This window comes from Telluria sp. LT2P34, assembly GCF_059685915.1.
The window spans coordinates 28050-44776 of sequence record NZ_JCASIN010000008.1 but is presented as its reverse complement, the minus strand read 5'-3'; the positions used below and the strand labels follow the sequence as shown (position 1 = coordinate 44776).

Sequence of the window (16727 nt, the reverse complement as noted above, 5' to 3'; positions counted from 1 at the left end):
CTGTGCGTCACAGTCGTCGCACCCTTAGCTAGCATAAAACCTTCACTCTTTTAGACGCTTTGGTTACGCCCGGCCTTGTGCCGGGCATTTTTTCACTTCAACGTTTTGTTATTGGATACTGCTGAGAGAAACTGCAAAGAAATTACTTGAAATTGTTAAGTCGACCACAACTCCTAAGGCATAGGAGGTGCTCGATGAAACTTGCATTGATACTAGAACCGAATGAAAACGCGCGTGAGCGTCTTAAGAAGTTAGTCGGATGGCTCGGCTACACACCAGCGGTTGCGAAGTCTGCTGATGAGGCTCTTGAAGTTGCAGCTGCAGCAAACTTTGATTTGATCTTTACGTCTGTGCTGACTCTGCCTGACGACAGACGTGAAGTGCCAGGAGAGCTGAAGAGGGTTGCGCCTGAGGCGGCAGTGGTCGTTATCGCGGCTAACGATAAGGAGTACATCGTCAAAAAGTTGTATCCGCCCGTCGGTGTCAGTGCAGTGGTGCCGCCTCAAGCTTCCCTTGAGGTGCTTCGGCGGCTATTGGAAACGAACATCGAAGGATTTGGCGTGCGTGCTGAACCGATGCTTCCCCCGGTTGAGCGTCGCCGAATACCGAAGTAGACCCTGAGCGCACTACGTTGGTCATCATTCAGATGATGTGTTGGATATCGTCAGGGAGTACGACCGTCGCTGGTGCTAAATATGCTCGGCGTCTCCTAAAGCTCGCTCGAAGCTCCTGTAATTCATTTCCAAAGCCCGTAACCTTTCCTGAGACAGTCGGACCGTTTCACTGACCAGCTAAAAGGTCTGCTTGGGTCGTAAGCGGACGCTACAATAGGACCGCTATCGGCTAGGAGCGGTCCTCCACAGCCGCAGAGATTGGCGAGGCGCAGACTGTTAGCGAGAGAGTTAAAGAATCCGCCGAATAATCGCCTCTGACCGGGGCTTGATGCCGGCAAGGAGGTAATGCCATAGTCTTACCTATTAGCTGGAGACGGACGATGCATCATGAACGGTACAAGCTTGGGATCCGCCGTTGGGAGGCAGCGCTGCTGCTAACGCTTGCCAGTGCTGGGGCATACGCATGCGCGCCGCCGCCAATCTACCCGAACGAAGAACAGCGTTTACGGGCCCAGGTGCGCATGGCGGACAAAGTGTTCATCGCTACGATCGTGCGTGCCAAACGGGGGCCGCATGGCCAACCTAGCGACCTCCAGACGGAGTCGTTGGTGTTTCGCATTGATGAGGTTTTCAAGGGCAAGCTACGAGCGGGCGAGCGATACCATACGGTGACCTCCGGCCTCGGTGCCAGCTGCGGAGTGAGCGCTTGGCTAGGTTCGCCGTACGAGCCCGGCAGCCCGGTTCGCGACAAAAATGGGCTCATCAAACGCTGGTTAGTTTTCAGTAGTGCGAACCGTCCTCGTGATTTAACGGCGCCGAGCCTCCCGCTTGACCAGGCCGTCCGTGAGCTGCGGCTAGTCAGACTTGCGGTTAAGAAGTGAGAGATGAAAGTCCTGGTGCTGTGTGTATTAAGCAGGCGTTCAGCCAAGTCTGCTTTCGGCCAAAAGCGGACAGAACTCAAGTGCCTACAGCAGTGGATCTTGAAGATGATAAATGGATGCGTTCGTGATGCTTGTCTTTCTGCCTTGGATTTACGAAAGGATGTCCTTCTTTACGGGTACGTAGCGGTAGGGTGCGCGGTCGGCAGCCACGTTGCAGCTTTCATGTGCGGACGAGGCATCGAGCAAGACCCAGTTGCGGCGATGGGCTTCGCCAAGAACGCGTTTCTTCGCCAGATCGAAGCAGCGCAGCGCCAGATGATCGGGAAGCAGCAGCACCCTCGCTGGGTCTGCACGCACCCAGCGCCAGGCATTCCACTCCTGCTGGGGTAGCGGTGCCAGATAACTAAAATGGACCACGGGCCGGTCTGAAAACAACAGGAATTGTTCCTTGAACTCGAGCATGCTGACTTCCGTTTCGGGGGCGATGCTCCATTCGAGTTTCTGCATGATGGCACGCGGCGTCCGATGTGTGTTGAGGATGGGCCACACCCAGAAAGAAATGAACAGCCAGGCCAGCACGCTGGCCAAGGCGAGCTGTTCGAACAAAGCACGTTTGCGCAATAGCCAGACGATGCCGGACAGCGCCAGTCCGAGGATCAGCAAGCCCGGAGCCACTGCAACAACAGCGTCGGCGTAGTCGTCCGCCCGGGAAGACAGGCGATCCGGCGCAAACAGCGATACCGCCGCAAGCAGTACGAGCAGCAGACCCACGATCGCGAGCGCTGCGCGCAACAAAAGAGACGTGGCGCGGCGCCCTTCTGCCGGCGCCTGTTCCCAGACATACGCGAGCGCAAGGGCGGACATCGGCAGCGCGGGCAGGATGTAAACTTCGCGCTTGCCGGGGCTGATGGAAAAGAAGAGCAGCACCAGCGCAACCCAGCTCAGCAGAACGCGCATTGCCGCGCTGGACGGCCACAGATCCTTGATGCCGCGCAACCGTAGCAGGAACAGCACGGCCAGCGGAAACCACATGCTCGGCAGCGCGGTCGTCAGGTAATAGTGCCAGGGCTTGATGTGGTGCCAGGCATTTGCATAGCGTTCAGCGGTTTGCCTGAGTAGGATGTTGTCGCGGTAGGCCAGCAGTTCCGGACTCTGGATGCGCTCGACCACCATCCACATCGGCACCAGCCACAGCGCCAGTGTGCCCAGCATCAGGGCCGGTCCCCACCACGCGCGCGCGCGCCAGACCTGCTGCTCGGATGCGGTGGCGGTCCGGCGCCAGATCGCCAGCGGTATCAGCATCAGAACCGGAAGAAAACCGACGCCCTTGGTCACGATGCCCAGTGCCATCGTCACCCAGCTGGCGGCATACCAGCCCCAGGCCGGACCGAGCAGGAAGTGACGAACCAGTCCGTAGCAGCCGAGCGTGACCCAAAAGCAGACCACGGCATCGATTTGCGCGCCCTTGGCCTGCAGCAGGAACTGCGGCGTGAACGCGAGGGCAAGCACAGCCGAACGCGCGACCTTCTCCCCCCACAACCGGCGCCCCAGGTCGAATACTAGCCACAGCGTGCCCAAGCCTGCCAGCGCACTGGGCAGCAGGAAGGCGATCTTCAGCCGTCCGGTCAGCTGGTAGAAAAGCGCGATCAGCCACATAAAGAGCGGCGGCTTGTCCGGATAGAACTCGCCGCCGCGAGTGGGGAACAGCCACTGGCCCGACTCTACCATCTCGCGTGCGACCTGGGCAAAGCGCGGCTCGTCGGCAGGCCAAGGGTCGCGCAGCCCGATCCCGGCGAACAGCGCAGCGAATAGCAGGATTGCGATCCACGGCCACCAGCTTGCGTCTTGCCTAGCGCTAGAGTTGTGCGGGAGACGCATGCATTTGTCCTCGGATTTCCTGTAGCCGCTGCTTGAAGCCATGATGGTAAAGATAGAGTACCAGCACCGTGGACAGCACCAGCATCAGCAGGCTGATCCAGATCTGCTGCTCGTCATGCAAGGCTAGGCCTGCGCCGGCAAAGCTGAACAGCAGCATTTGCGGCAGGTAGCCCAGCAGGCTGCCCCAGAAAACCGCCGGAGTGTTCAGCCCGGCCAGCGCCACCGCAATATTAATGGCCAGGTTGCTGCCGACCGGCATCAGACGCACCGTGCAAATCCACAGCCAGGTGTCCTCCGCCAGCAGCCGGCGGATGAAGGCGACGCGTTCTCCGTGGCGCTTGCGCAGCCACTCCATGCCGATATTGCGCACGCAATAAATTACCAGCAGGGCGCCGAATCCGGTGAGGACGGTGCTCAGAAACGCACCCGGCAAGCCACCCACCAAGTAACCGCAACCGAAGGCGAGCAGCTGGCGCGGGCCGCCGAGCGCGGTGTAGACGACGCTCGTTATCACGAACACGGGCCAGGCGATCGCCCAATGTCGTTCAAATAGCCGGTTCAGCAGATCCAGTTCGCTGAATGATCCCCACCACTGGAAATGGAGAGAAGCAAAGCCCAGCGCTAGCAGGCAGGTCATCAGGAGCGGCTTGACCAGCAGCTTTAGTTCGGTTTTCAATGCCGCACTTCCATGCGGTCGATCAGCGGCAGCTTGCTGCGCCGGATCAGCCAGCTGACTCCCCACATGTCGACAATACCGACCCACAGCCGGTTCCAGGCGGTGTATTTCGATACGCCGGCGGCACGGTGCCGATGGTGCACCGGCACTACCGTGATCGCGCCCCCCAGGCGTTTGACCAGCGCCGGCACGAAGCGGTGCATGTGGTCAAAGTACGGCAGGCAAAGCCAGGTTTCGCGTGGCACCAGCTTGATGCCGCAGCCGGTATCGGGTACGCCGTCGTCGAGTATGCGGCGACGCACGGCGTTGGCGATGCGTGACTGCATTTTCTTCCAGCGCGTGTCGCGCCTGCTCTTGCGGAAACCAGCAATGCAGAAATGCTGGTGCTTCTCTTCCATCGTCAGCCCCTGTCCCACCAGTGCCGGAATGTCGGCCGGATCGTTCTGGCCGTCGCCGTCTATCGTGACGAAAAAACGCCCGGCGGCGTGGCGCGCCGCGGTCCACAGGGCAGTGCTCTGCCCGGCACAGCGCGCGTGACGGATTAGCCGCGCCGGCGTGCCCGATTGCTGGCAATGCTGCAGGAAGACAGCGCCGGTGTCGTCGCTGCTGCCATCGTCGACCAGCACCACCTCATGGGAGTAACGACCGGCGAGTGCGTGATGAATTTCATCCACCAGATGCCCGATGTTGCCGGCCTCGTCCTTCGCTGGAATCAGCACCGAGACGAGGAATGCTCGCTTATCGTTTTTTCCGTCAGGCATATTGTTCAAGCTCTTTTAAAAGAGATTGCGGATGTACATCTGTGTGGCACGATCTCCAGAGTCTTCGCTACTGCTTGGTGACGATCCAACTAGCCGTTGGCTCCAATACGCCGAGGTCGCGCTCGATGCGTGAATGGAAAAGGAATCGTGATCTAGCGCACTGTGTTCCGTTGCAACAGTAAGCGATTTTTCTCATTAATCGCCAATGAAACTCTGCAGTGTCCAAGTTGTAAATATAGCACGATGGCAAAGAAACACAACTAACCGTCTACAACAAGTCAAACTGGCTCAGGTGTCCGAATTTGTGCTCGCGAGTGTCTGCTTTGGGTTGCGCATTCAACCAGTCGACGCAACACATTCATGAAATCGCTGTGCGGGTGTTTGGTAGCTGAGAGTTTTCCGTGGACGCTCGTTCAGTAGCCTGGCCGCCTCGTCCAGATTCTCCTGCGAGTACGTAGAGAGGTCCAGCCCTTTTGGAAAATACTGCCTCAAGAGTCCGTTGGTGTTTTCGTTAGAGCCACGTTGCCAAGGTTGATGAGGATCGCAAAAATACACCTGGATATGGGTGCTACGGTAGATCGTTTCGTGCGACACGTGGAAGTCCTCGTCACCCGTGTATGCCTGCTTCAGCCAACCAGCGATTTGCTCCGGCGACCATTGGAACTGCAGTTTGCCGGCGACGATATCGGCGAGCTTCCGATTCACCACGAGCTTACATGGCTTGGGACGGCGCGCTCGATCCCATGCACGCTGGTCGGCCAGGGTTGCGCGATAGTTTTCCAGACCGCCATTTCGCCTGACCTCCCGACTGACTGTGGACGGAGCCCGTCCGAGAGTAGCGGCAATGGAGCGAATCGATTGGCCAGCAACTACAGATCGCGATATTTCCTCGCGCTCAGCGAGCGTTAGCGCCAGTCGAGAGCGGCATCTTTGGGGTGGACGGATGCCACCCGTTTCCGCAGAATCCGGATAACAGACGAGTGATTACGGTCGAACAGCTGGGCAATCTTTTGCAGCGAATCGCCCTGGCGCCATCGCTCCCACATGAGCGCCTTTTGACTGTCTGTGTAGTAAATTCGGGGTCGCTGCTTCATGTGAACACTCCTCCATAAGGCTTAGAGTGTTGCGTTCACCATTTGAATCCACGGTCGGAAGCGGTCCTAAGCAAGATCAAAAGTGTCCATGATATTGTTCTCATCGTAGCTGGACGTTGACGTAAAGCTTATTGAGCAGAACCCAGCTAGATTCGCGATTTGATACCCATACCGTACATCATTGGAGACGCTTTTTGCCATAAACAAGATGCTAGACCTTTACAAGGCAACCGCAGAGAGGGAAACAGGCTTCTGGATAAATTTGCCAGTCGCTACAGGTCAAATTGTGTCACGTGACGAATGGCTGGCCCGGATGAAAGAAGACCCTGAGCATTTTCAGATCGCTACGCTTACGGATGAGGAGTTGACCGGGAAATCGAGTGGTGGCGGTATCATCGAACGCGCAGTGTATGTTGCCTGGTCCGACGAGAAGTTCCAGTAATTACCGTATTTTGCCAACTGCGCATCTCTCCAGCGCTTGGAACTTTTCAAAATTCGTGGTCAGTCGCTACTCAGGCAGTCCAAAGAGATGCTGGAGGGATGCATGGGCGAACTGCTGAAAGCGAGGTAGAGTGAGTGTCGACGGCCAAAGGTGTTGGTGCTCAGGGAAGTCTTGGACTGGCAGCAAATAGATCTGAGCAACGTCCTCATTAGCCTGGTTCATGCGTACCCATAGAACGAAGTCCACCGCTGGGCGGTGGCGCACGGTGACCTTCCAGCAGGGATGGCTTCGCTCGTAGCGACACCTTGTGCACAACAAGCGTACGGTCACTCCGTTAACCCGATAAGTACGCGTGGTGATTTTTTCTACCTGAGCGTTCGCTCGAAGTGCACAACGCTCGAGCTCGATCGACATGTCCTTGACGACACAACGAAGCCTGTACCGTGTGATCGTTGCTTGTGACAGAGATGGCCCGGAAACCCCAGCAGCCACATATGCTGCAACCAATCCTCGGAAGCGCAGGGCATACGACTTCGCTGACGGGAGATCGCTGTTGTCGATAAGCTCGGCAGACACTTTGCCGTGCTCGACGAGGATGTCGCGCAAACCGTCCAGCATCTCGTCGTTTGACCAACGCTTCCCACGACGCAATCGGACTTGTCTGGTCTGGCTGAACAACTCCTTGGTTACAATGCCGGGAAAGGCATCTTCAACCCGGATCCACTTGTTCGCGTCGTTCGGGCGACGAGAACTTCTCAGCCGCTGCGTGCTGCGATTGAAGATGAGTGTTCCCGCATACTTTTCATTGGTGAGGATGGCCTTCACGTTATGCTCAGACCACGACCTGCCGTGTTGGTTTGTCAGCCCTTCGGCGTTGAGGGCTTCCGTAATCCTTGTATCAGGCATATGCTGGTTCGTACACATATCGAAGATCCTGCGCACGACAGCCACTTCATTGCTTGGGCCGTGAATGAAGCCGACCCGATCGGTAAGTAAGCTTTTTCGTTCGCCCATCTCGAGTGTTCGTAGCGTGCGCCCATCTGCCGAGAGGCACTGACGTCTGAGTCCATACCCGGCTGAGCCACCTTGCTTGAAGCCAGCCGCGGTAAGACGGCATTGAGCCCTGAAGACCTTCGCGGAAAGTTCCCGGCTGTACTCGGCAGCCATAGCGCGCTTCAAACTCTTGAGTAGAGTCGCAAGAGGTGAACCGTCGTTGGTAAACGGCTCGGCGCAGTACGTGACCATGATACCGGCCTTCCGGCACGCGTACTCGTAATATGCACTCTCATCAACGTCCTGGAACCGCCCCCACCGACTAACGTCATACACGAGCACCGCGACATAGCCGGCTTCGCCGGACTGCACGTCCTTGAGTAGTTGCAATAAGCCGGTGCGCCCGTCGAGGGTGAGCCCGCTTCGGCCTTCATCTCGATATACGGCCACGACCTCGAAATCGTGCTGAGCCGCGTACTCTCGTAAAGCCGATTCCTGATGATCTGTTGAGTAGTTCTGATGCTCAGTAGATGCCCTCATGTACAGCGCCGTGCTGTGAGAAGAAGAGAGGCCCATAGCGATACTCCTGGAGAGGTGCTGAGGAAGCAAAGCTACCGTCGAGGCATGCTCCGCGAACCCCTTACAAACCAAACATCGATGCCAATGACTCGTGCCGCATTGCCTCAAAATGTTCGAGATTCGATTCTTTCAGGTAGAGCGGGCCGCTGGACAATTCTGCTGCCGAAATGAGGAAATAGTCGATGAGCTCATGCGTGTCACCATGGAGGCGAGCTGTAATGATGAAATCGGTGCCTGGAGATGGTTTGACTCTCCAGTTGATGTGACCCTTCCTCGGCCTTCGCCGGGTTGCCACCTCGACTTTGACACGAACAGTCTGGTTAATGGTCAACGAGTGGGCTGCTTGAGACTCGCTCACACTAGCCCCTGCTGAGCGTGCAAGCCTCATCACTTCGGCAGAAAGTTCCTGCAGTCTTGACGCTATGATTCTCTTCGTCTCAACAAACGTATGTGATGGACATCGAGCGAGTCCGGCTGCATCATAGGCAGCGATTAGTGAACCGAAGGTTCGCACGAACAGTTGAGGATCGGGCATCAGGGGGTCCAAAGCGATGATCTTGGCGTTCACCCTGCCATGGGTTTCATTGCATGTCCGGAGTAGGTTGAGCAGCTCACCTGGCATATAACGGCGCAGGCGCCTGGCGCGCTCTTCCTTCGCCTGTTCGAACAGCGATAACGAGATAAGCGGTTTGACAGCGCCTTCGTTCACAATCCAGTCTTCACGAGGATTTGGCTTGCGGCGACTAGACAGCTTGCACGACTTTCTGTTGAACGCCAACGTCCCGCAATATTTTAGGTTCGTCAGCAAGGAGTTGACCATGGAATGGGTCCAAGGCCTGTCGAACTCGCCGGCGATCCCCTCAGTGTTCAGAAGTCGGGCAATGGCAGGTTCGCTTAGTTTTTCGGCCAGGTAGAGCGCATACACTCGCTGGATTGTCGCCGCTTCGTGTTCGGGCCCTGGGATGAGAACAACCCGATCGGTCACCGCCCCTTTCCCTTCGCCATACTCGAGTACTCGCCGCGGTATTCCATTCTTTGTAATGGCCAAGCGCCGCAGCCCGTAACCAGCATGGCCCCCTTGCTTGAAACCGATTTCGGTGAACCGACACTGAGCAATAAAGGTCTTGGTAGAAAGCTCCCGACTGTACTCGGCGGCCATTGTTCGCTTGATGCTTTTCAAAAGCGCTCCAAGCGGGGTGCCATCATCACCGAACTGTTCACCGCAGTAGACGACCTTGATGCCAGCACGGCGGCAGGTGTGCTCGTGGTAAGCGGCTTCGTCAACGTCCTGGAACCTGCCCCAGCGGCTGACATCGTAGACAATGATGAGTTGGAAGGCAGATTCCCCCGACTGCACGTCGCGGATCAGGGTGCTTAGGCCGGCACGTCGCCGAATGTCTAGTCCACTTTTTCCTTCGTCGACATACTCCCTTACGATCTCAATCCCCTTGCCGAGCGCGTAATCACGAATCTTGGCACGCTGGTGGTCGGTTGAGTAGTTCTGGTTTTCGGTCGACATCCGCACATAAATTGCGGCCTGAGGTTTTTGGCTTGATGACACGGCTGCACTCCTTGTTGAGCTACCAACGAAACTTGTAGAGTTAAGAAGAGTATCGGAATAGGCGACAGCCGGACGCCCGCGTGAGAATGACAGCGCAGGTTGAGCTTGCCGTCTCAAGCGACAACTAGCGTAAGGACAAAGTGAGCAAAGAGCGTCTGTTTACGACCCGGAGCGGACTGTCCTCAGGAAGAAATGTTTGGGGAACGTTCTCGCGTCAAGCTACAAGCTCTTGCTTAAACCGCTTGGCCACGAAGTCGACGAAAGCTCGCACTTTCGGCGTCATCTGCTTACTACTCGGTATTATCGCCGAAGGGACTTTGCTGCAAGCGCCGATCTAGGTGGTTGCCCAATTATCAGGCAACCCACGGAGAGCCGCACGAGCGCTGGTTCTTACGAAGTTAAGAGTAAGGTTATCCACAAAAAATGTGGGTAACCATGCCTTGCGCTGGGCAGCACTCGGACGCTCGGAGGTGTAGCGATACGCCTTGTGACAGCAGAGAACAACCGATAGTTAGATTCTGAAATCGTCTAACGACTTCCCACCGGCCAATCCCTCAGCAATCCACTTCGGCTGTCGGCCCCGACCGGTCCACGTCTGCGCATTTTCGGCTGGGTTCTGGTATTGCGCTTGCACCTTCTTGCCGCTGCCTTTCGGTTTTGCGCCACCATTCGCAAGCAGCTCCTCTACCGATAAACCCAAACCCTGAGCAATAGCAAGGATTTGTTCGCGCGCTTTAGTGACGTCCTGTTGTTGGCGGGCTTTAAGTTCTTTTTCAATATCTGCCTGCAGTCCTTTGAGCTCGCTGAGGTTATAGTCCGACAGATCCACCTTGGCCATAGATTTATCCTTCTTCGTTAGGTTGCTTGTGAGCTAATGCCACAAGCGATTCTACTATGTGCATGCTAATCAAACGTATTCGCGACCATTTGGACGAGGGAAAAGCGCTACGGCTGTGCGCTGGCGAAATTGAGCCCGCGCGGCTTTCCCTCTGAATCCGTCTTCAACCCGTCCTATCCAGAGTTTCAACTGGTCCAAGCCACCACGCTCGAGCCGGGGCAAATCCGTCACCTTCTCTGCGTCACTGCGGCCACAAGTCGGCATCCAGAGCGATACTGCCTAGTCCTGCTTCGCGGCCGGACAGCTGGAATGCACGTGACCAAAGTCGCGCAGATCAAGGTCCAGGAAGTGCTATTCCTAGCCGGCGCCCTGCGCGATGAGATCATCTTGCGCGCAGCGATCACGAAAGGATGCCGGCAGCGCTGCATCTACCTCACCCCACGCTTGGGCCATCGACGCGTTCGACCGCTACCTGGCCTACCGGGTGAAGCGGCACCGGCGCGTTACGGGCGACCCGAGCCGCTACCGAGGCCTGGAGCCGAGTAGCAAGCTCGTTTTGATACAAGTTCCAATTGAATATCAAGCGGCGCATAAGCTGGGCGGGCGAGCCAGTGGAATACCCGGCGTGCAACAGCCTGCAGTCGCACGTCACGTAGCTGTAGAGCGACGCCGGCATTCGGGGCGGTTCGTCGCACAGTGGGCGGCGCACGATGGCGTTGCGACTCATCCAGCAAGGCAAGGACATAGAGACCGTACAGCTGCTGCTGGGCACGCCGAGCTGGACCATGTGCGGCCATATCTCCAGGTGTCGCAAAAAAGGCTTGAGGCGATGTTTGCGCCGAAGCGGCGTCAATACCGAGGGCCAAAACATCAAGACGGTTTGCTTTTAGAAGTTCTGTACGTGCCAGCAAGGCAGCCAGGCCGGGTGTGTCAAGTATTGCAAACATATCACGCACCGTCCAGCTACCGCGGTTGTGCGGTGGATCCGCTTCTTCGCCCGCCACTACCTTACCTGCAGTGATCGACTGCAGGACAAGCGGTTGCAATTGTTTGAGGGCCGCGGCGGCGTGATAGTTGGCTTCCACCTGAAACATTGTTGCTTTTTCTGGCTAGCTGGTCACCTCGGCGGTGGCAGCGACTTTCCGCTTGACCTGCGCTTCCTGCTGTAGAGAGACCGCGCGCTTCACATTATTTTCAGAATGCCCCCGCGAGAACGTCAGCACATCGGCCAAGAACATCTCGTTCGGCTGTACTGGCTGAACCAAGACCGACTGCTAGGCCAGCGTGGCTGCCGTGTCGAAGTTCCATCCTTCGACCATGATTAGCCAGCAAACGACATCGATGGTACGACGCAGTTCCTGAGCGCTGTTGTAGTCCTAGTCTCGGGCCATCATTTCGACCAAGCTACGTCCGGTTCAAATCGCGCCAAGAGAACCTTCTCCTCGGCCGTGGGGCGCAAGTAGGGTTTTTGCTGTGTCGATAATGTGGATGCGCTCGACGTCGATACCGTTAGTATGATAGCACTTGGCGGAACCGTTTCAGGAACGTCCCCCGCAGAGACGATAGCTGTTGAGAGAGGTGAGCCGCTGGGGCCGATTCTAAGACATTGACGAAGCTGCCTACCATGAACATACTTGCTGCCGGGCCGGTATCAAGGCCGTCTACAGCGGAAAGTAGTTACCGACGATGGCACGCCGCTCGGGGCACTACTGAAGAGCATCAAGCGCACGATGGCAGCCGAGTATAGCCGGGAACTATCGGCAAAAACTTTTATTGCCGCAAACGAGCTAGTGACGGTTTATCAACGTGTTACAGTTAGTTCTTGCATGAGATTCCAAAGGCGGAAGCACGCTTTTTACGGGAGTAAATATGCATGACCGTAATGACTTAACCACAGCTCGGCTCATCGAGGGAACCCTGGAGGCGGGCGAGTCCCGTAGCCTGATTGACATGGCGTGGGATCTTGTTGAGAAAGGAGTGCCGGTGAGTGTTGCAGCATGGGTTCTTGCTCGACCGACCGATCGGCGCTCCAATGGTGCAGAGCCGGCTAGTTGATCAGTTTGACCGCGACAACGGCGCCTCAGCAGCATAGCAGCCTACCGCGCCATCAAAGCCACGACCGCCTTCGAGAAGAATTGAGCAGCTCGCTGGGCTGCTTCCTGAGGCACGGTGCGAGCATACAAGGCTTGGCACTGGCCACCGCCGGCGAGGGTCACCAAGGACGCCAAGGCGCGTATAGTAGCTGGCGCGAAGACGGCACCGATATAGAGGCGCGTCGGAAAAGGTCTAAGCTCAATAGCACCAGGGGTTGGACCGGCCTGAAAATGCCGGTCACGGTCATGTTTCGCGCGATCTCGAAGCGCCCAACGCCTCCCATGGATCAACTTGGTCGAGGGCGTCGAAGCGCAGAGTGTTCCGCTGGTCATGCGCGCCGCGCAAGCGAAATTCGCGCCCGACAGCCGGTGTCCTTTCGACTGGCATTGAAGTGGCTGCCGCGCTTGCCGATGCTGACCGACGCGCCACGCCGCGGGCCGAGAGTCCAAGACATTTCCGAACCGCCGAAATTCAGACGCACGCCCGGTGTCAGCTTGAAAGATTTTCAAAACCTCAATCCCATGATCACCTCGTTCTTGTTGAAACGAGCATTCATCATTTTTCCTTACTGAATTTTGGCAACATATGATCGGCGGAAGGTGCATAAGCGCCTAACGCTCGTATTATTGCGCTCGGACGCCGTTAATTACGCGCGAATATGACTTCTTCCAGTTCGAGACAGTTTGGTGATGCGTACGCCTGTTTTCTTGTTCTGGATGGACGCTGGCCTACACTGGAGCATCACAATTGCAGTGTCGGTTTTGTGATGCCTGACGCCCGTCACATATTGATTCGGCGTGACGCCCGTTAAACGCTTTTGCTCTAAAAGGAACGATCATGCGATCCTATTCTTTTCTAATTCCGGCATCCCTGCTCGTGCTTGCCGCCAGCGCGGGTGCTCAAACCCAACCCTATCCACCATCCGATACGGCACCGATCTCGACCGTGACCGTTACGGCCCCAGCCAAAACGATCCGACTCAGGCCAGACGATGTCAAGCAGCTTGCCGGAACCTATGACATGGCGAACGGTTGGCAACTGAAAGTGCGCGGCAGGCCGGACTATATCGACGCCACAATCGACACTGAAAAGCCGCTGCGGCTTCAACCTGTGTCGAAGAATAAATTCGTTTCCGGCGATGGCAACGTAACGATGGAATTCCAGCAGGGTATCGGTGACGATATGAAGCTGACCTATGCACCCGACCCCAAAAAGCCATCAATGCTGTCGATACCCGCACATAAGGTTAGGCGATGAGCACTGGGCATCTAGTACGGAGGCTCGAACGCCAACTACTGGTTGGCGTTTTTGTTGGGTCCTGCCCTTTTGTCACCTTGGGATTAGATTGACTGGCCGAACCATGAAATTCCCTATCGGGCAGGCAAAGCTATTTATAAAATTGTAGAGGTTTGCACGTTTCGCATTTGTGTTTTTGTCAACTTGGTGCAGAAACTTGACTCACGCAGCATACTGGATCATTAGTTGAAGACTGACTACAACGAGAGCTTGAGTTGGACGTGTCTAGTTGAAGAGAGTTTGTCGGCAGCAAAGCCGCGTCGCCTGATTCAACTAGCACCCGATAAACTAGGCAGTAGCTTGTTAAGATCGAAGCCGTGCCGTTGTGCGCACCCAGCAGCGATTCGATCAAACCAGCGTCGCGTTGAGTCGCCGGCCGCCTCGAGTGGCAATGGCTAATGAAGCAATCAAAGTCAGATCCTGTGTTGTCAACTACGATAGTCCTTGCTGAAGGGGCGGTAGCTACGGCTTCAAACGGTAAATGTACCAAAAAGAAAAGCGCCCCGGAAGAACGCTTTTCGCTTTCGCCACCCACTGCGCCTCTTAGGTGAACAGTAGATTTTTTGCTACTGCGGTTGAATGTTGGCAGCTTGCTTGCCCTTCGGACCGGTCGTGATATCAAAGCTCACGCGCTGCCCTTCTTTAAGCGACTTGAAGCCTGTGGAGCTGATTGCCGAAAAATGCGCAAAGAGGTCTTCACCGCCGTCGTCGGGCGTAATGAAACCGAACCCCTTGGCATCGTTGAACCATTTAACTATACCGCTCGCCATGTTGTTGCTCCCCTAAAGATTATTTGTTGTGTACCTTGTTTCGGCCGATTGGTAACGAGAAGCGTGGCTCCAAGCGGTCCAAGGCAAAATTATTATAAGCACAAATAAACAATAGTAAACATAATTCATTGTAATTTTGCTTCCGAGCTTGATCGGGCCGACATTCTCAAATTTTGCGTAGTTGAGTGTAGCTACTTCCGTTTGTACCGAAGGTGATTTCTGACGCTGTGCCTTTAACGGCTAAGTGCCATCACACATCCGAAGGCCGTTCAGGGCACGAGAAGCGCGTATCGGCTGCCGCGACTGGAAAGCCCAACACGGACAGTTTGCGTGGCCTGGATAGGCTGCACTGGCAGTTACTGCCTGCAGTCATGCTAAATGGAGCCGACCCGTAGAAAATTCAATTAGGGTCGATCAGATCGTTCGAAGAAGGTTTGTGTGCCAGATCATGACATTACGAGACGCTTCCCGAATTGGCCACCCGAGCGAACTTACAAGGGGTCAGAAAGTACACGTTAAGCAACGCAGACAAGACACGCACATGACCCGGCTCTTTACACTATTGACGAATCTGTCCTCAGTTTGCAAGCCCCTTACCAGAAATGCCATCGACCACAAAATCAACTCGCTGGCCGGTGTCCTCAATGACCTGCCTAACTTCATTGACCGTAGCGCAACCGGCAACGCTACAGATTTCATCCTCGCCGGTGAACAGGCGACCGACCACCCAGCCGAAATGGTCAAGGTACACATGCAGCACATACTGAGTCATGATGATCTCCCTCGATAACTCCCTAGCAACCGACTGCACATCGACGCACAGATGTGCTTACAAAGGCCTAGAAGGCGTTTTCAACTGCGCATATCCAAAGTATGAACCAGACGTAGAGAAAGGGCGAGCGCGTCCTCGGCAGCTGCTTGGAGGCGAGCGCGCATCATCGCCATGGCACAACGGTAGATGATGTCACGCTAAGTAGCTGACACGCTGCCGGTTCCCTGCCAGCAACAGGCCCTAACATCGCACGCCGCTCGACGATCGATGGCTGGCATCGTAACGAGATAGTCAGTCGACCACACTATCGTGACGGGGATGCAGGCGTGCCACACCGAGATCCTGGTGGGGCGGCAGGGGAAATAGTTAACACCTTTCTGCCCGTCATTTTTAAACAGAAGTAAGCAAACTTGAATGCGCAACGCCGCCACCAATGAAATGAGCGGCGCGCTACGACCACGCCGACCTGTCGGCCTGACGACTGCTGAACAGGCAAGCACTATTTTTTGATTTGAATCAAACCGACAAACGTTCAGTCGATCAGAAACAGGAATCCAGGGCCAGACTAGATGGTGGGAGGACAGCTTTTCTACTATACGGCGCGGACTTCGCGCGGAGTGTACCGGCGCGGACTGGGATGCTAGCCATGCATATCAAAAAAATGGCTCCAGGAACGGAGCCTAAGCGGCTGACTAGCCGCTGGGGACTTAAGTTTTAAGATTAGCATCATCTCCTTGTTTTTCAAGAGCGTACTGTGTCTTTCAAAAACGACGTTTATGAACACCTAAAAACAACACCCCTGCGCACTGTTCAAATAATAGGTATTTAACTTTTAAACATGTTCATAAGTAGAATAGACCTTAATGTACGGTTTGGACAAAAAGGGGAACAAAATGGCAACGTTCGGATACGGTCGAGTTAGCACTGAAGAGCAGACGACAGAGAACCAGCGTCGCGAGATCCAGGCCGCCGGCTACCAGATGGAACACTGGTTTGCCGATGAACGCGTGTCGGGCAAGGTCTGCGCGTTGCAGCGCCCCCAGTTCGCCAAGATGCTCGCCCAGCTCCGCGACGGCGAAACCCTGGTGGTGACGAAGCTCGATTGCCTCGGCCGTGATGCCCAGGACGTCGGCGCCACGATCAAGATGCTAGCCGCGCGACGCATCGAGGTCATCGTTCTGCTGCTGGGCAAGCTCGACCTGACCAGTGCCGCGGGCAAGCTGATGCTGACCATGCTGGCCGCTGTTGCCGCGATGGAGCGCGATCTGCTTGTTGAACGTACGCAATCGGGCCTGGCGCGCGCGAAGGCGGAGGGCAAGACTCTTGGCCGGCCGGCTCTAACGACCAATGAGCAGCGCGCGATCATGGTGAAGCGACACACAGCTGGCGAGACGATCAGCGCCTTGGCCCGCGAGTATGACGTTTCGCGTGCAAGCGTGATGCGTATCGTGAAGCCGATATCAGCCGCAACCTAAGTG

At 56.1% G+C, this 16727-nt stretch carries 15 protein-coding genes and 1 pseudogene; 5 read left to right on the top strand and 11 right to left on the bottom strand.

Translation table 11 applies throughout. From position 1 onward, the window contains the following. The first annotated feature begins 194 nt into the window (after positions 1 to 194). Positions 195 to 614 (top strand): response regulator, encoded by a 420-nt coding sequence (locus AC56KZ_RS18220; RefSeq protein WP_497163600.1) that lies wholly within the window; start codon positions 195 to 197, stop codon positions 612 to 614. Between the two features lie 1031 nt (positions 615 to 1645). On the opposite strand, the gene AC56KZ_RS18215 is transcribed toward AC56KZ_RS18220, so the two are convergent. From AC56KZ_RS18215 to AC56KZ_RS18200, 4 genes and pseudogenes are all read right to left on the bottom strand, one after another. Next, positions 1646 to 3373, bottom strand: coding sequence for an ArnT family glycosyltransferase (locus AC56KZ_RS18215; protein WP_497163599.1), 1728 nt, complete (start codon positions 3371 to 3373; stop codon positions 1646 to 1648). Further along, positions 3351 to 4049: a TVP38/TMEM64 family protein gene (locus tag AC56KZ_RS18210; RefSeq protein WP_497163598.1), complete on the bottom strand. Its 699-nt coding sequence runs from the start codon at positions 4047 to 4049 to the stop codon at positions 3351 to 3353. Before AC56KZ_RS18210 ends, AC56KZ_RS18215 begins: the two co-directional genes overlap by 23 nt. Next, on the bottom strand, positions 4046 to 4810 hold the full coding sequence (locus tag AC56KZ_RS18205; RefSeq protein ID WP_497163685.1) for a glycosyltransferase family 2 protein: 765 nt from the start codon (positions 4808 to 4810) through the stop codon (positions 4046 to 4048). The genes AC56KZ_RS18210 and AC56KZ_RS18205 overlap by 4 nt, the downstream gene beginning before the upstream one ends. A gap of 336 nt (positions 4811 to 5146) precedes the next feature. Then, positions 5147 to 5904: pseudogene (locus AC56KZ_RS18200) on the bottom strand (IS30 family transposase). Positions 5905 to 6112: 208 nt separating this feature from the next. On the opposite strand from AC56KZ_RS18200, the gene AC56KZ_RS18195 reads away from it, so the two are divergent. Next, the gene (locus AC56KZ_RS18195) at positions 6113 to 6346 is read left to right on the top strand and encodes a hypothetical protein (RefSeq protein ID WP_497163597.1); all 234 of its coding nucleotides are present in this window, start codon (positions 6113 to 6115) and stop codon (positions 6344 to 6346) included. A gap of 66 nt (positions 6347 to 6412) precedes the next feature. On the opposite strand, the gene AC56KZ_RS18190 is transcribed toward AC56KZ_RS18195, so the two are convergent. The 5 genes from AC56KZ_RS18190 to AC56KZ_RS18170 form a co-directional block, all read right to left on the bottom strand. Further along, positions 6413 to 7915, bottom strand: a complete 1503-nt coding sequence (locus AC56KZ_RS18190; protein ID WP_497163596.1) for a recombinase family protein — start codon at positions 7913 to 7915, stop codon at positions 6413 to 6415. Positions 7916 to 7979: 64 nt separating this feature from the next. Then, positions 7980 to 9479 carry a recombinase family protein gene (locus tag AC56KZ_RS18185; RefSeq protein ID WP_497163595.1) on the bottom strand — a complete coding sequence of 500 codons (1500 nt, stop codon included), beginning with the start codon at positions 9477 to 9479 and terminating at the stop codon, positions 7980 to 7982. Between the two features lie 511 nt (positions 9480 to 9990). Next, complete coding sequence (locus AC56KZ_RS18180; protein WP_497163594.1) at positions 9991 to 10317, bottom strand: H-NS histone family protein; 327 nt, start codon at positions 10315 to 10317, stop codon at positions 9991 to 9993. A 503-nt stretch (positions 10318 to 10820) separates the two neighbouring features. Continuing rightward, entirely contained in the window at positions 10821 to 11411 is a 591-nt protein-coding gene (locus AC56KZ_RS18175) for a hypothetical protein (RefSeq protein ID WP_497163593.1), read from the bottom strand. Positions 11412 to 11426: 15 nt separating this feature from the next. Further along, positions 11427 to 11549, bottom strand: coding sequence for a hypothetical protein (locus AC56KZ_RS18170; RefSeq protein ID WP_497163592.1), 123 nt, complete (start codon positions 11547 to 11549; stop codon positions 11427 to 11429). Between the two features lie 954 nt (positions 11550 to 12503). Between AC56KZ_RS18170 and AC56KZ_RS18165 the strand changes: the two genes are divergently transcribed. Further along, the gene (locus tag AC56KZ_RS18165) at positions 12504 to 12983 is read left to right on the top strand and encodes a hypothetical protein (RefSeq protein ID WP_497163591.1); all 480 of its coding nucleotides are present in this window, start codon (positions 12504 to 12506) and stop codon (positions 12981 to 12983) included. Between the two features lie 265 nt (positions 12984 to 13248). Beyond that, complete coding sequence (locus AC56KZ_RS18160) at positions 13249 to 13668, top strand: hypothetical protein (RefSeq protein WP_497163590.1); 420 nt, start codon at positions 13249 to 13251, stop codon at positions 13666 to 13668. A 605-nt stretch (positions 13669 to 14273) separates the two neighbouring features. On the opposite strand, the gene AC56KZ_RS18155 is transcribed toward AC56KZ_RS18160, so the two are convergent. Together AC56KZ_RS18155 and AC56KZ_RS18150 are read right to left on the bottom strand one after the other, a co-directional pair. Beyond that, positions 14274 to 14477 (bottom strand): cold-shock protein, encoded by a 204-nt coding sequence (locus AC56KZ_RS18155; protein WP_497163589.1) that lies wholly within the window; start codon positions 14475 to 14477, stop codon positions 14274 to 14276. Between the two features lie 577 nt (positions 14478 to 15054). After that, the gene (locus AC56KZ_RS18150; RefSeq protein WP_497163588.1) at positions 15055 to 15249 is read right to left on the bottom strand and encodes a hypothetical protein; all 195 of its coding nucleotides are present in this window, start codon (positions 15247 to 15249) and stop codon (positions 15055 to 15057) included. Between the two features lie 893 nt (positions 15250 to 16142). Here AC56KZ_RS18150 and AC56KZ_RS18145 point away from each other — a divergent pair. Then, positions 16143 to 16724: a recombinase family protein gene (locus AC56KZ_RS18145; RefSeq protein WP_497163587.1), complete on the top strand. Its 582-nt coding sequence runs from the start codon at positions 16143 to 16145 to the stop codon at positions 16722 to 16724. Positions 16725 to 16727 lie beyond the last annotated feature (3 nt).

Bases quoted from the DNA above. Each gene is read 5' to 3' on its own strand.
- AC56KZ_RS18150 (WP_497163588.1), bottom strand. From the start codon at position 15,249: ATGACTCAGTATGTGCTGCATGTGTACCTTGACCATTTCGGCTGGGTG.
- AC56KZ_RS18215 (WP_497163599.1), bottom strand. From the start codon at position 3,373: ATGCGTCTCCCGCACAACTCTAGCGCTAGGCAAGACGCAAGCTGGTGG.
- AC56KZ_RS18155 (WP_497163589.1), bottom strand. From the start codon at position 14,477: ATGGCGAGCGGTATAGTTAAATGGTTCAACGATGCCAAGGGGTTCGGT.
- AC56KZ_RS18175 (WP_497163593.1), bottom strand. From the start codon at position 11,411: ATGTTTCAGGTGGAAGCCAACTATCACGCCGCCGCGGCCCTCAAACAA.
- AC56KZ_RS18145 (WP_497163587.1), top strand. From the start codon at position 16,143: ATGGCAACGTTCGGATACGGTCGAGTTAGCACTGAAGAGCAGACGACA.
- AC56KZ_RS18190 (WP_497163596.1), bottom strand. From the start codon at position 7,915: ATGGGCCTCTCTTCTTCTCACAGCACGGCGCTGTACATGAGGGCATCT.
- AC56KZ_RS18195 (WP_497163597.1), top strand. From the start codon at position 6,113: ATGCTAGACCTTTACAAGGCAACCGCAGAGAGGGAAACAGGCTTCTGG.
- AC56KZ_RS18180 (WP_497163594.1), bottom strand. From the start codon at position 10,317: ATGGCCAAGGTGGATCTGTCGGACTATAACCTCAGCGAGCTCAAAGGA.
- AC56KZ_RS18160 (WP_497163590.1), top strand. From the start codon at position 13,249: ATGCGATCCTATTCTTTTCTAATTCCGGCATCCCTGCTCGTGCTTGCC.
- AC56KZ_RS18220 (WP_497163600.1), top strand. From the start codon at position 195: ATGAAACTTGCATTGATACTAGAACCGAATGAAAACGCGCGTGAGCGT.
- AC56KZ_RS18205 (WP_497163685.1), bottom strand. From the start codon at position 4,810: ATGCCTGACGGAAAAAACGATAAGCGAGCATTCCTCGTCTCGGTGCTG.